Source organism: Microcystis sp. LE19-195.1E (assembly GCF_027532095.1).
Classification (GTDB): domain Bacteria; phylum Cyanobacteriota; class Cyanobacteriia; order Cyanobacteriales; family Microcystaceae; genus Microcystis; species Microcystis aeruginosa.
Genome location: NZ_JAPZSZ010000022.1, coordinates 1 through 14,418 on the forward strand (window position 1 = coordinate 1; position 14,418 = coordinate 14,418).

Consider the following 14,418-nt stretch of genomic DNA (forward strand, 5'->3'; position numbering starts at 1 on the left):
CTGACGAGGAATTGCTAGAGTAACAGGGGTAAGTTGGTCATGGTTACAAAACTATGTCAACAATAAACTGGCGGCTGTCCCCCGTCAAATAAAGGTTTCGGACAAACCAAAAGGTAAATTGGTTAGAGAATGTGATGAGATGTGGTCTTGGTTTTTTTCTAAGAGGATAAAGGTTTATATTTGGCGGTTAATTGATAGAAAGACAAGAGAAATTATTGGTTGCTATGCGCGGAGATAGGAGTCGTCAATCAGCCAAAAAACTTTGGGGCCAGTTTACCCGGTGTTTACCGACAATGCGCGGTTGCTTACACAGACTTTTGGGAGTCCTATAAGACAGTAATTCCTAGGAAACGTCATCGGGCAGTAGGTAAAGAAACTGGTCAAACTAATCCTATTGAAAGATTAAATAATACCTTTCGACAAAGGATTTCTCGGCTGGTGAGAGAGAGTCTATCTTTCTCTAAAAAAATGGAGAATCACGTTGGGGAACCCTTTGGTATTTTATCCATGACTACAATGCACAGCAAAGCAAAGGATTAAGCCGCCATCACTACTACCGAATCACCACCAATCGACTTACCGACGTAGTATGGCACAAAAAAGTAAACGGGCGGCCACGGATAACAACTATATGATGGCTGTGCTGAGAGCCTTTTGTCAAGCCTAATTGAGATGCTCTTACTCTGATATTATTATGAGTTATAACCAATTGCCGAGACGGATCGGAAAGTATCCGAATTGCCGAATCGATTTGAATCGGATAATCTAACATCCCTTTCAGAATCTGTTTCTGTTTTACTTGGAGATTGGCGATCATCTCTTCTAAATGTTGAAAGTCTTCATTTTCATCCATTGGAATTATCATTTTTAATAGATCTCTCCCTAGTCTGATAAAGTCACAATCATAGGATATTGTCAACAACTAACCGTAGCTTGCCCGGTCGTTTATCCTTTGCCGATGCACTTTTTGAAAAATGGTGATAAACTAAACTGTACTGGGTACACTCTCCCTATCGGAGGGATTTGAGAAAAAATCGGGAGAAAAAGCGATGAAAGAACGGGAAACATCGGACAAAATTGAAGCGGGCGGGGGTTTTCCCGTATTGCAATATTGGGCAGAAAAAACCCTCTCTCCTCAAGGGATTAAACTCTGGCAAACCTTAAATCATAAAAGTGCCTGTTTAGCTTGCGCTTGGGGAACGGGGGGACAAAAAGGCGGTTTTGTCAACGAAGCGGGGGAAAGTCTGCAACGTTGTCTCAAAAGTGTGGAGGCGATTACTTCCGAATTAATGCCCGGTATTAAAACCGATTTTTTTCAAACCTATCATCTCGCTCAATTACAGTCCTTAACCTCCTTAGAATGCGACCGCTTGGGTCGTTTTAGTTATCCCGTCCTCTTAAAAGCCGGAGAAAGTCACTATCAACGTATTAGTTGGGAAGAAGTGTATCGATTAGCCGAACAAGCTTTTCGCCAACCGTCCGAGACTATTGCCTCCTATAGTTCTGGACGTTCTTCTAATGAAGCCGCCTATCTCTTACAATTGTTTTTCCGGGCATTAGGAAGTAATAATTTAGCCGATTGTTCCGATCTCTGTCATGCCGCCTCGACGGTAGGATTAAAACAGGTTTTCGGCTCCGGGACTTCAATGGTCAGTCTGGAAAGTTTAAAACAAGCCGATTGTGTGGTATTGATCGGTTCTAACGCCCCCGCTAATCATCCTCGCCTGATGAATGAATTAATTCAAATTCGTGATCGCGGCGGTAAAATTATTATTATTAACCCGCAAATTGAAGTCGGATTGGTCAAATTCTCCTCGCCCGCTTTTCCGATTAAATCTTTATTGCGGGGCGGTTCCGATATTTCTACTCTCTACCTACAGCCGATTCCGGGTAGCGATACCGCCCTATTCGTCGGATTACAAAAATCTTTGATCGAACAAAATTTAGTCCGCTGGGATTATCTCGAATCCCATACAGAAAATTGGCAATCTGTTATAGATTACGCCCGACAAATACCCTGGGAAACTATTACTAAAACCTGCGGTTTATCCCGAGAAGAAATTGAAGCAACCGCCGCCCTTTTCGGCAATTTAGAGCGAGTGGTTTTCGCTTGGGCGATGGGGGTTACACAACAGGAAAATGGTGTCGATAATATCATCAGTATCGCTAACACGGCCTTACTCACGGGTAATGCCGGCAAAATCGGAGCCGGAACCATGCCAATCAGAGGTCATTCTAATGTACAGGGCTTCGGTTCTATGGGCGTTACGGTGAAATTACGTCGGGAAATCGCCGAGGCACTTTCTCAACTTTTAGGAAAGCCATTAAATATAACTGGCGGTTATGATACCAGGGCATTAATTGAAGCTGCCGAACGGGGAAAAATTAACACTCTTTTCTGTTTGGGAGGTAATCTTTATGGGGCAAATCCAGATTTAAATCAAGCCAAAAAAGCCTTAGCTCAAATTGATACGATTTTTTATGTAGCTACTAAGCCAAATTTAGGACATTTTCAGGGATTAGCCCGACAAAATACGGTAATTTTACCCGTCTTCGCTCGTTTTGAAAATCCTCACCCGACAACAACCGAATCGGGCAATAATTTTGTCCGTTTTAACGAGCGGGGAAGCAGTCATCTACAGGGTTCCGATGTGGATGTCATCTCGGAAGTAGAACTATTAACCAACATTGCCGTCAAAGTTTTAGGCACAAACCCGATTGATTGGTCGAGATTAGACGACACCGCCTATATTCGTCAGTTAATCGCCAAAACGATTCCGGGTTATCAAAAAATCGGGCAATTAGATCAAACCCAAACAGAATTTACCATTAGTGGAAGGATTTTTACCGAACCCCATTTTCCGACCTCAACCGGAAAAGCGCAAATGTCTGTCACCCCTTTACCCACTTTAAAAGCGCCGCAAAAGCAAGATTTCAACCAACCGGAAAATGCCCCCGGAATTACCCTGATTCTCGGAACAGGACGCAGTTATGGACAACATAATACCGTCGTTTATCAAGTGGGCGATAAATACCGGGGAATGCCCCACCGTCATTGTTTATTAATGAACGTCGAAGATGCCAAAAAAGCGGGCTTTCAAGAACATCAACGAGTCACCGTCCAAGGAGATGCCGGCAAATTAGAAAATATCGAACTTATTTTCGGTCCGATTCGCGAAGGTGTTGGCTTTATGTTCTATCCCGAAACCAATGTTTTATTCAAAGCTAAAATCGATCCTCGCTGTGGGACTCCTGCTTATAAAAGAGTTCCCGTCTGGGTTTTTTAGTTATCAACTCCTCTAATTTTCTTTTTTGGAAATAATGAAATAGGGTTAACCAAGCCAACCAACGAATCGAGCAGAATGAAAAAGCTATGGTCGGTTTGATCGCATTTCTGTTATCTTCTTCTTACCGTCATTAAAATAAGTATCCATGGGTAAGTTTTTACTAACCGTATTAAGCATAGCGAGTTTGTTTGCTGTCGGGATGGCTACCCCTAGCATTGCAAGTCCCACATCTGCAGCGACAAACTTGCAACTAGCTCAAAATCCTAACTGTAACAATCCCCAGACTCAAAGCGAAATGAACATTTGTGCCAGCATCGCTTATCAAAACGCCGATCGCAAGTTAAATCAAGTTTATCGACAACTACTGCCAAAACTGTCAGCTGCTCGCAAACGAAAATTAATTGCTGCCCAACAAGCTTGGATTAAGTTTAGAGACAGCAGTTGCGAATTTGAAAGAAGTGCCTATGAGGGAGGCTCTATAGCTCCCATGATTTACAGTAATTGTTTGGCAAATGTCACCGAGCAGCGTACCAAAGACTTGCGGAGATATTTAGAAGATAGCGATCTCTAAGTCAGAATCGCCGTTGATATTACCGATAATTCCTTAGACGTTTACTGCACAACAGCCTAAGCGGGTGAGGGGAATCGAACCCCTATCATTAGCTTGGAAGGCTAGGGTTTTACCACTAAACTACACCCGCATTTTCTTAGCACTTTCGTTAGTATAACACGAATTGCCGATTTTTGCAAGTAGGGATTTTCAGCTTGTTAATCGCCTCTAGATGGTCATAGATTGCCTAAAAATCCCGATCGCTCGGTTATTTCCCCGATTTGGCTAAAAGTTTTCTCCACGCGATCGAGGTCTAATTGGGAGAAATTATCGATCGCCCAGTTGGACACTCTCTGCATAAAATGGAAGGGATAGGTATGAGCGATTCCCACCACCTGCATTCCCGCTCTTTTTGCCGCTTCGCAACCGACAAAAGTATCTTCAATCACCAGACATTCCCAGGGTTGCAACTGTAGATTAAAATTCCAACGATTGAATCTTTCTACGGCCAGTAAATAACCATCCGGTTGAGGTTTACTGGTGCTGATATCATCCCCGGTGACAATGACACTAAAGTAATCCCCAAGGCCCGTCTGTTGCAAGATTGATTCTACTTCCGAGCGTATTGCTCCCGTCACCAAACCGATTTGTAGATCCCTGGCCTTAACCCGTTTTAAAAAAGAGTATATCTCTTCATAAATAGGAATTTTCTCTAATTTTCCTAATCTTTCTCGGTATAAACTCGCTTTTTTGTTAATTAACTTGGTCAGATACTCCTCGGTTACTTGACGACCGCGACGGGTGAGAACATTACGCAAACAGACGCGATCGCTTCTTCCCAGACATAACTCCGCAAATTCCGACCCTAGGGGCAGCAAATTTTCCCCGAGCAAGATTTCATTGATTAACTCTTGATGGATTGGTTCATCATTGATGATCACCCCATTAAAATCGAACAGAACAGCCTTTAACATCAATCTTAGACAGAAAAGCTAATAAATACTCAGTGTTCTTGATTATACTAAAGTTTTTCGTCGGGGCCGGGCGGGTCTTGTCCCTGACCCCATCTCAACAAACAATTTTAACCGGAAAATTGCCAAGGCCTTGACAAATTTCCAGATTTGTTCTATTATTTTGTTATAGTGGGAATCCGTGCTGCCCTGTAACCCCCCTATTTGGGGTTTGCTAAAAAAGTACGGGCGAAGCATTCGGATAGAAAATCTACGGTTTCAGTGATAGGTTATTGCCCGAATGCTTCGCCCCTACAGGACGCGGGCCGATGAAGACGCAAGGTTTTGAAGCACGATTCTCTCCTTGCACCTGTTTCGCAAGACAGACCCCCAAAACCCTTACCTTGCCTACATTTCACATTTATTAAGCAAGTCCCATTCTGGGCTGAGATATTAGCCAAAAATATAACAAAAGAATTTAGGTCATTGTTTCTTGTTTCGTTTCCGATACCCAACGACGGAATAATTCCACAGCAATCCGATAACGGGAGTCTTGGCATTCGATGACATGATGATTTTCAAGGGTTTTTAGGGCCCAGTCGAGAGTTGTGTCAGTTAATCCGGTGCTGGACAGTAAATCTGCCCGGGTTAATCCTTGCAGATGGGGAGAAAGAACTATTAAAATTTCCTGTTGTCCGGCCGCATCTTGTTTAGCCTGTTTCCAGACACCCGTAAAATAATAATTCCCCCTTTGGAAAAACTCGTCATCGATGGCTTTTTCCACATCTTCCACCTGAAAACGAATATCTTGGGGACGTTGCAACTCAAAGACCTGTTTATTATAAAAACGTACCAGATGAAAGCCGATCAGTTGTACTAAATAGGGTTGACCGTGGGTAAGTTGATAAATTTTGTCCAAAGCGGATGGGGTATAGTCTAGGGGAAAATCCTCGTCTTCCCCAACGGGATTAGCGAGGATAACGCGAGTAGATTCAGGAGAGAGGAAACTAACTGGAATCGGGTAAACACTGCCAAAAAAAGGATGAAAATAATCGGCAGTCATCTCCTCTAGGGTATGTAATCCGGCAAAAACAAAAGCTAGACGCGGACTACTCTGGACAAGGGAACGCAGATAGCCGAGGAAATTCTGGGGGAGGGTATTCGCTTCGATTAAATCCTCAATTATCTCGAACTCATCGAGGGCAATAATTAAACCGGTTTTAGCTTTTTCCGGCAGAATCTGGCGCATCAGACGGTCTAAATAACGATTAAAATACATTTCTGGATGTTGGGAGATTTTTTCCTCTTCTGGGGCATCAATTGCCAAAGTTTGGGCGATTTCCTCAGCCATAGTCAGGAGAACTTCGGCTAGGCTGGTTACTGTGGCCAAGCGCTGTAAATTAATGTAGATAACCGAGACATTTGGTGGAAGATAGGCCTCCAGATTGCGTAGAATCGAAGTTTTACCCATGCGACGATGACCATAGAGAACCACGGAGGATAGGTTATCTCCCGACCACATTGACTGAAGTTCCCGCAGGATATCCTCACGACCAACAAAGCGTTTACCGATCACCGGATCACCGATAATGTAGGGATTAGGAATCGGTTGGGTAATAGTTACCGTTCCCACCGTTCCCGCGATGGATGCGCTAATTTTTAGCCATTTTAGGACGATGGAAAGGATTAATTCTTTTTCTGCTGGGGGTAAATTGGCCGCCTGTTGGTCGGCTATATCGATTAATTCCCCGATAATCCGATTAAGAGCGAGGGATCTGACCTGTTGGGAGTAACTTCTCTGGACTAAAGCCATTTCTGTGATAACTAGATTTAAACTGCTGATAGCTTGCCAAGTTTGCGGACGTAATGACGGTTCTGCGGCAATGGGGGCAACCTTCAGGGAAGCGATACTATCGGGAGTTGCTGCCAGACTAAATCGGTGTAAAGTTTGGGCGAGGCTATACATTTCTTCCCCGTAGGCGAGGGAACGTACCACAGCAAAGGCTTTTTCGGCTTTTTCGGTGTCCCGTTGGTGAAGATACCAAAAACCAGCGGCGGCGGCGCGAGCAGGGGTATCTAGACGGATTTTGCTGTCAGGAAAAGAAAACGGTTTTGCGGACGCATATTTTAACAATTGCCAATCGGAGGGATTTTCTGCCAGACGGGAGACGCGATAGATAATTTCTGCCTCTGGGAATTGCGATAAAACGCGATTAACGGCGACAAGGACAGGAATAAACTGGCAGCTGTACCGAAAGTATTGATTGAGGTTATTAATAGCCGTTTCCCAGTCTTGCTGTAACCATTGTTGTAGAGTCGAGGTTAACCCCGGCAGCGGTAGAAGGGTAATACGGGGAAAAAGTCGCCCTTGGGGACCAGCCAAAAGCCCGATTAGCCAATTATCAAGACGGAAAAAGGCGAATATAAACCCCACGCCGAACCCCACGCCCCACCCCACGCCGAACAACACGCCCAACACCCCGCCGGACACCACGCGCCACCCCACGCCCAACACCACGCTCGACACCACGCCCAACACCACGCCCAACACCGCGTCCCACACCACGCCCGACACCACGCCCGACACCACGCCCAACAACACGCCCAACACCACGCCCAACACCGCGTCCCACACCACGCCCGACACCACGTCGCCCGACATCACACGCAACACCACCACCCACAACACGCGGTACAACACGCGGTACACCACGCCGGACACCACGCCGGACACCACGCCCAGCACCACGCCCAGCACCACGCCCAACACCACGCCGCCGAACGCCACGCCCAACGCCACGCCCGACACCACGCCCAACACCACGCCCACCCAATCAACAGAAAGTCCTAAATTTGCTGCTATTATGCTACAGATAATCAGAGGGGTAATTACAGTTAAGAGAAGACCCTGAATCCCTAGACGCAATTGTACGGGATGGTCGCGGAGAAATTGTATTTTATCGCGCCATGTTTTCTGTTCTGTTAATTTATCGCCGCCGCCTCTCGTTTCCACATACCAGCGCACTGCTTGGGGAAAATAAAACACCCAGTACAACAGCAAAAGATAATCAAAGGGATTCCATAAAGATAAATCGCGTTTGAGTTTAGGAGCGAGATTAATTCTGGGGACGGTGCTTTCCTTCATAATTTTTATCTCTAGCTATTTACCCGGTGATGGTTTATTAAGTAGTTAGGTGTTACTCAAGGTAGGGTTGATTCATGAATCAACCCTACTATTCAGCACCCCCCTTATCAAGGGGGGTAGGGGGGATCAAACCCCCTTATCAAGGTAGGATCAAACCCCCTTATCAAGGTAGGATCAAACCCCCCTTATCAAGGGGGGTAGGGGGGATCAAACCCCCCTTATCAAGGGGGGCAGGGGGGATCAAACCCCCCTTATCAAGGTAGGATCAAACCCCCCTTATCAAGGTAGGGTTGATTCATGAATCAACCCTACTATTCAGCACCCCCCTTATCAAGGTAGGATCAAACCCAAAATTAAATCAACTTATTGTTTAGTTATAACCTAAGTTCGGGATGCTGAGTTATTGACTTTGGTTTGATAAAGTTTAAAACAATTTTGCATCACCTCTCGCGGCTTTCCTTGACTGTGCCTAACAAGAGAACTTATTTCCTCCTCAGTAAAAGTCACTCCAGTTTGACTTAGACGATGACTAATAAACTCTTTAATTTTAGCTTCATCCCATAATTTAATCGGAAATTGTTGACAAATTCCCTGGAAAGGTGAATCACCTCCTTTGTTATCAGGAAATAAAACATCAAGGGAACGATTAGCCGCTACTACTAATCTTAAAGGTGGATCGGGACGATTGGCTAACTCTCTTAATTGACTTCTAAGCTGATAGCTGAAATATTTTTGAGTCATATTATCTACCACATCCAATAATAACAGGATTTTGTGTTTTTCTAATTCCCTAGTTAATCTAGTTCCTTTGAGCGGTTTATCGTAATTCGCAGCTATACCAATCTGATTACATAATTCATAATAAAAATCCTTATCTCCTGCTAATCCTTCTAAGTTTAGATACAAGGGTTGTCGATGACTAAGTAAATACTCCCTTGCTTGATGGTAAATTCCCCAAAGCAGGGTGGTTTTTCCCGTTCCCCTTTCCCCGATAATAGCAGCACTACTGCCGGAATTTAAAACCTCAAAAATATCTTTAATTTCTTGTTCCCGTCCAAAAATCTGCTGAATTTCTTCAATACCTCCGGAAGTGGGTTTAAAAGGATTATGGGCATTTTTTTGGGGTTGTAATTGCGGAAAATATTTAAAAATAGTCTGAACTGGAATCGCTCTTCCTCCTAAATCACTGTACTCATCTCTGGTTTTATTCACCACTCCGCACACTTTCCCCGTGCGTAAATTTAACAGAGGTGAACCACTAAAACCGGGTTGTACTTGCCCTAATTTAAACTTGATTAGGGGGTTTTCATCCCCCGTTAAACCTATATACTCAAAGTCACTAGGATCACCGTTCGGATAATCGTTGGTATAGCCAAAAGTGTATAATTTATCTGTTAATTGTAAATCGTGATCAAAATCGACATATTTGTGATCTAAAGACGAGTTTAATTGTAAAAGAGCCAGATCGATCTCGTCTAGATTCGGCAAGTGGATAATTTTAGCCCCAGAAATTTGACCTTGCCAAATTATCTCGATAGTCTCCTGATTATCCCGCGCATCTTTCACCACATGAAGACAGGTCAAAATTAACCCTTGTCCCACAAAAAAGCCTGTTCCTGACCCATAGATTAACTTTAACCTGACAGTGTACGGGGGTAGAGATTCCGGGGTAAGCATTTAATCAATTTATCCTCCCCATTCTAGGGTAATTTTTAAATTTCCCTTTCCTTCACCTTCCACAATTAAAGCGGTTAGTTTACCAGATTTTACCCTGACTTCTACCCCAAATTCTACAGTCGCCTTTTTGGGCTGCACTTTACTTATCGTAGCAGCGATCGATTCAGTAACTGCCTCAATTGTATCAGCCACACTTTGAAAGTCAAATATTTGATCGGATACTTCCCGTTCACCACCGAAACTTCTCGCTTCCACTAACATGGTGACATTTTCTTTAACTTTAACTGAAATAATCTCAGATCTAGATTCTGGCATAAGGCTCCTCCAATGACCCGTTTATGGTTTTCTCGATTGCTTCTCGGACAAACTTATAGCGGAAGTAAAAAGGCTTATATATATTTCGGCACGGATTCCCATTATACTAGAAAGTATAGGTCAAATCGAGGGATTTTGTCAACTCTTTTTTAGTATTAATCTATTTGTGTTATGCAATAGAGGGGGTTATAAGGAATGAAACCCCGATAGAGACAGACATTACTGCGATTTTTGTCAATTGTTTTCGCTCTAGAACGAACTAATCAATTAAGTCTCTTGCCAGATCAGGATTTAGTCAATTTATGCCCCTATATCGAACCATACCAAGTAACGAAGAACCTTCTTTTTCCCCTTCTTGAATCGCCGATTTCGGGACAATGACGACGTTAACCGATTCTTCTACTTCGTTGAATAGTTCTAAAACATATCCTTCCTCACCCCCCTTCGGATGGGCAACTATATCGACAAGAATCGCCGAATCACCCTGCTTAAGATTGTATTCGGGAACGTCGCGGGCTAGGGTCACTTCTTCGTATAGTTGCGCCATGGTTTATTTTTCCTTTCGGGGTTTGAGGGTGATAAATTGAAATTGATGATCTAGGTTTCGTTTTAGCCAAATCGTGACAACGGATAGGGGAACTTGATTACTGCTGATTAATTCCCCCTCGACTCGATCGAAGGTTCCCTATTCGATTCACCGATCAAGTGTATTAATTGATATTGTTTCAAGGTTTTTTTGGGGTTGTAATTGCAGAAAGTTTTTTTTTAAATAGTCCGGACTAAAAAGGCTTATATATATTTCGGCACGGATTCCCATTATAATAAAAAGTATAGGTCAAATCGAGGGATTTTGTCAAGTCTTTTTTGCCATTAATCTATATAATTGTCGGGTTGCTTACCGGTCATTGTCCTGAAAAAAATTATGCCCCGGTTTGTCAAACAAGCATATATGCAGCGGTTAACCGAGACAGGACGGGAGACAAAAACGAGTTATTGGCTAGAAAGAGGCGATGGGATGTTATTATTTAAAACCGATTCCCTGGAAGCAGCCGAATCGATCATCGGGCAGCATCCCCTGGCGAATAGTAGTGGAATAGGCTATTAAAGGAGTGAACCCTGTGCAAATATTCACAACAATCCCCGGTTTACGCACTTTTTTGGCTGATTATCGCCATGATCACAGTATTGCCCTCGTGCCAACCATGGGCGCTCTCCATAAAGGTCATGCTAGTCTAATTCGACGCGCAGTGACGGAAGCGGAGGTGACTGTGGTTAGTATTTTTGTTAATCCTCTACAATTTGGCCCCACAGAGGATTTTTCTCGCTATCCCCGCAGCCTTGACAGCGATCGCCAATTGTGTGAATCTTTGGGAGTTGCTGCTATTTTTGCTCCCAGTGCGGAAACTTTAGGAATTGGTGATTCTGAGGAGATAACCGCAGTTGTTCCCCCGATTTCTCTGACTAGCGGGTTATGTGGTGCTTTTCGTCCGGGACATTTTCAGGGAGTAGCCACAATTGTCACGCGGTTGTTTAATATTATTGCACCGACGATCGCCTATTTTGGCGAAAAGGATGCCCAACAGTTAGCGATTATCCGGCAATTAGTCAGGGATTTAAATTTAGCGATCGAGATTCGCGCTTGTGCTACAGTGCGAGAAACATCGGGATTAGCAGTTAGTTCTCGCAATCAGTATCTATCGGCGACAGAAAGGGAAAAAGCGACAATTATCGTCAAAAGTTTGCAATTAGCTCTCGAAAGTTTTCGTTTAGGGGAAAGACAAAGGGAAAAACTACTGGCTATTGTGCAAAAAAATCTCGACAGAGTGCTAGAATTTCGCCCTCAGTATCTGGATTTAGTCCATCCCCAGAGTTTACAACCGATCGAGCAGATCGAGACAGGGGGACTGTTAGCGATCGCTGGATCGATCGGTCAAACCCGTTTAATTGATAATATTATCTTGCGTCAACGTCGGGCAGTTATCGCTATTGATGGACCTGCTGGAGCAGGAAAATCGACGGTAACGCGCTTAGTAGCCGAAAAATTGGGGTTAACCTATCTCGATACCGGTGCGATGTATCGCGCGGTGACATGGTTAGTGGTGAATTCCGGTCTGGATTTGTCCGCAGAAGCGGCCATCGCCGAGTTATTATCTTTAGCGAAGATAGAAATAATCCCGGCCGATAGTCCCGAAAATGTGACTATAGTGAAGATTAACGGGCAGGATGTGACTTTAGAGATTCGCTCTCCCGCAATTACCTCGCAAGTGTCCAGAATTGCCGCTCAAAAAGCGGTGAGACAGCAGTTAGTCACCCTGCAAAGACAGATGGGAATGTCGGGGGGAATAGTTGTGGAAGGTCGGGATATTGGTACTAATGTTTTCCCAGAAGCGGAATTAAAGATTTTCTTGACAGCGACACCCGAAGAAAGAGCGAGAAGGAGATTAAAAGACTTAGAAGCGCAGGGAAATGGGGGTATTAGTCTCGCAGAATTAACCCAAGAGATTGAAAAAAGGGATTATTTGGATAGTAATCGCTCCCTAGCACCCCTGCGAAAAGCCACAGACGCACTCGAAGTTAATACCGATCATCTCACTATTACAGAAGTCACGGAAAAAATCATTGCTCTTTATTATCTTAACCAAGGGGATTTAAGGGGATAATTATGCTTATAAATTCCCTTACTATCAAATCTATCTGTTTAACGGTAACTTCCTTGATAATTCTTGGCAGTCCAGCTATATCTTTAGCCGATCACAGATCACCAATAACTTTAGCTGCTAGGGATTTATCAACCCAGCAACAGGGAAAAAAAATTATTCTTAATGGTCGTTCTTTGCCCGTTTCTTGGCGACAGTGGACAGCAGCAAATAGTACCAGAATCGCCATGGGTGACACGGGAGCAAGACAATTATTTGGCATGGATTTTCTTAGCACAAATGATCCGAAAAAGCAACCGATCAACTGGTTTAATTTACAAACTTTATCAGCTAATTTAATCGGTTCCGATCGCTGGCTGGACGTTACGGATATTTTACTAACAATGGGGGCAACAACCACTATTAATGGTGATAGTTTAACTATTAACTTTCCTGCTCCTCAGATGCAAGATATTCAGCTAGAAAATTATGGAGCAGTACAAAGGATTATTATTCAACTCGATCGCCCGACCTTTTGGCAAGTTAGTCAGGCAAAAAATCAAGCAGTGATTACCCTAGAAGGAAATGCCCAGCAATCCCTTATCTCTAAGTTTCAACCCCAAACTATCAGCAACAGTAATCAAAATAACGATGAAGATGATCTAGGTAACTCCAATAATAACTTACCCACTCAGATCACTTCCTTAGAAAATAATGGGGTGATCAGTCGTTTAAAAATTAACCTTCCCACTGCCTACGGATTACAGATCAGCAGTGTGGATAATCCTCCCCGAATTATCATTGATTCTCGTCCCGATGCTATGGATGAAAAGCGCATTGTTTGGCAACCAGGGTTAATCTGGAATCAAAAATATATCCAGTTAGACAAAGATTGGTTTCCCGTGACTTGGTTAGAAATCGATCCCAGAAATCCTCAGATAACTATTAAACCAATCACCGCTAATTCCACCTCAATGCGCGGCACTAATCCCCTGATCATGATTAATAGCGAAAGTAACGCAGTAGCGATGATTAATGGCGGCTTTTTTAATCGTAATAATCAGTTACCTTTGGGGGCAATTCGTGTGGATGGCAAATGGTTATCTGGACCAATTTTAAACCGAGGAGCGATCGCATGGGATAATCGTGGTCAGATCAGGATCGATCGCCTCAGTTTAGAGGAAACTCTCATTACTGCCACCGGACAACGTTTTCCCCTAACCCAGTTAAATAGTGCTTTCCTGACAGCCGGCTGCAGTCGTTATACTCGCGATTGGGGGAGTAATTATCATCCCCTCACCGAGCGCGAAACCGGGTTAGTCGTTCAAGGCGATCGCGTGACGGAGAAATTAAATAATCTTTTCCCACAGGATAGTATAAACATACCGGAAAACGGCTATTTAGTCATCTGCCGAAAGACAGATATTAATTTAAATATTGGTGAAAGAGTCAACCTCGATAGCGTCACCCTACCGGGAGATTTTGCTAATTATCCTCAGATTTTAGGTGCTGGCCCCCTATTATTGCAGAATGGGCGCATAGTTTTGGATGGAAATGCCGAAAAATTTAGTCCTGCATTCCAAAATCAACAAGCTTCCCGCAGTGCGATCGCAGTCAGCCGAGAAGGAAAAATTTTGCTAGTGGCTATCCATAATCGTGTCGGGGGACGGGGGGCAAGTTTAGGCGAATTAGCCCGAATTTTGCTGTTAATGTCGGCAAAGGACGGTTTAAACCTAGATGGGGGGAGTTCCACGGGGATAACTTTGGGGGGTTATCTACTCGATCGCTCTGCCGTTACCGCCGCAAAAGTCCATAATGGAATAGGGATATTTTTATCCCCGTCTCCTTGACAGGTGTG

General features: G+C 43.9%; 11 protein-coding genes, 1 tRNA gene and 2 pseudogenes. 6 read left to right on the forward strand and 8 right to left on the reverse strand.

The genetic code is table 11. The features are described from left to right. Positions 1 to 7: 7 nt before the first annotated feature. Positions 8 to 521, forward strand: a pseudogene (locus O9300_RS01695) (IS1 family transposase); the annotation flags it as partial. 32 nt (positions 522 to 553) lie between these two features. Here the strand turns inward: O9300_RS01695 and O9300_RS01700 are convergent. Beyond that, positions 554 to 853, reverse strand: a complete 300-nt coding sequence (locus O9300_RS01700; RefSeq protein WP_287969675.1) for a hypothetical protein — start codon at positions 851 to 853, stop codon at positions 554 to 556. Positions 854 to 1,049: 196 nt separating this feature from the next. On the opposite strand from O9300_RS01700, the gene O9300_RS01705 reads away from it, so the two are divergent. Together O9300_RS01705 and O9300_RS01710 are read left to right on the forward strand one after the other, a co-directional pair. Beyond that, positions 1,050 to 3,287 carry an FdhF/YdeP family oxidoreductase gene (locus O9300_RS01705; RefSeq protein ID WP_287969676.1) on the forward strand — a complete coding sequence of 746 codons (2,238 nt, stop codon included), beginning with the start codon at positions 1,050 to 1,052 and terminating at the stop codon, positions 3,285 to 3,287. 145 nt (positions 3,288 to 3,432) lie between these two features. Further along, positions 3,433 to 3,858 carry a lysozyme inhibitor LprI family protein gene (locus O9300_RS01710; RefSeq protein WP_287730288.1) on the forward strand — a complete coding sequence of 142 codons (426 nt, stop codon included), beginning with the start codon at positions 3,433 to 3,435 and terminating at the stop codon, positions 3,856 to 3,858. Positions 3,859 to 3,917: 59 nt separating this feature from the next. Here O9300_RS01710 and O9300_RS01715 read toward each other — a convergent pair. The 7 genes and pseudogenes from O9300_RS01715 to O9300_RS19600 all read right to left on the reverse strand — a co-directional run. Continuing rightward, positions 3,918 to 3,988: transfer RNA gene (locus O9300_RS01715), tRNA-Gly, on the reverse strand. An 85-nt stretch (positions 3,989 to 4,073) separates the two neighbouring features. Then, the gene (locus O9300_RS01720; protein ID WP_287969678.1) at positions 4,074 to 4,811 is read right to left on the reverse strand and encodes an HAD family hydrolase; all 738 of its coding nucleotides are present in this window, start codon (positions 4,809 to 4,811) and stop codon (positions 4,074 to 4,076) included. A gap of 454 nt (positions 4,812 to 5,265) precedes the next feature. Further along, positions 5,266 to 7,932 (reverse strand): AAA family ATPase, encoded by a 2,667-nt coding sequence (locus O9300_RS01725; protein WP_287969680.1) that lies wholly within the window; start codon positions 7,930 to 7,932, stop codon positions 5,266 to 5,268. Positions 7,933 to 8,313: 381 nt separating this feature from the next. Then, positions 8,314 to 9,609, reverse strand: a complete 1,296-nt coding sequence (locus O9300_RS01730) for a serine protease (protein WP_287969681.1) — start codon at positions 9,607 to 9,609, stop codon at positions 8,314 to 8,316. 9 nt (positions 9,610 to 9,618) lie between these two features. After that, complete coding sequence (locus O9300_RS01735; RefSeq protein WP_002762380.1) at positions 9,619 to 9,924, reverse strand: CU044_2847 family protein; 306 nt, start codon at positions 9,922 to 9,924, stop codon at positions 9,619 to 9,621. A gap of 295 nt (positions 9,925 to 10,219) precedes the next feature. Beyond that, on the reverse strand, positions 10,220 to 10,471 hold the full coding sequence (locus tag O9300_RS01740) for a DUF4926 domain-containing protein (protein WP_287738983.1): 252 nt from the start codon (positions 10,469 to 10,471) through the stop codon (positions 10,220 to 10,222). Between the two features lie 3 nt (positions 10,472 to 10,474). Then, positions 10,475 to 10,609, reverse strand: a pseudogene (locus O9300_RS19600) (DUF6883 domain-containing protein); the annotation flags it as partial. A gap of 237 nt (positions 10,610 to 10,846) precedes the next feature. On the opposite strand from O9300_RS19600, the gene O9300_RS01745 reads away from it, so the two are divergent. The 3 genes from O9300_RS01745 to O9300_RS01755 are packed head-to-tail and all read left to right on the forward strand — an operon-like array spanning position 10,847 to position 14,410. Then, positions 10,847 to 11,029 carry a YciI family protein gene (locus O9300_RS01745; protein WP_287969683.1) on the forward strand — a complete coding sequence of 61 codons (183 nt, stop codon included), beginning with the start codon at positions 10,847 to 10,849 and terminating at the stop codon, positions 11,027 to 11,029. A 13-nt stretch (positions 11,030 to 11,042) separates the two neighbouring features. Then, on the forward strand, positions 11,043 to 12,584 hold the full coding sequence (locus tag O9300_RS01750; RefSeq protein ID WP_287969684.1) for a bifunctional pantoate--beta-alanine ligase/(d)CMP kinase: 1,542 nt from the start codon (positions 11,043 to 11,045) through the stop codon (positions 12,582 to 12,584). 2 nt (positions 12,585 to 12,586) lie between these two features. Continuing rightward, positions 12,587 to 14,410, forward strand: a complete 1,824-nt coding sequence (locus tag O9300_RS01755; RefSeq protein ID WP_287969686.1) for a phosphodiester glycosidase family protein — start codon at positions 12,587 to 12,589, stop codon at positions 14,408 to 14,410. Positions 14,411 to 14,418 lie beyond the last annotated feature (8 nt).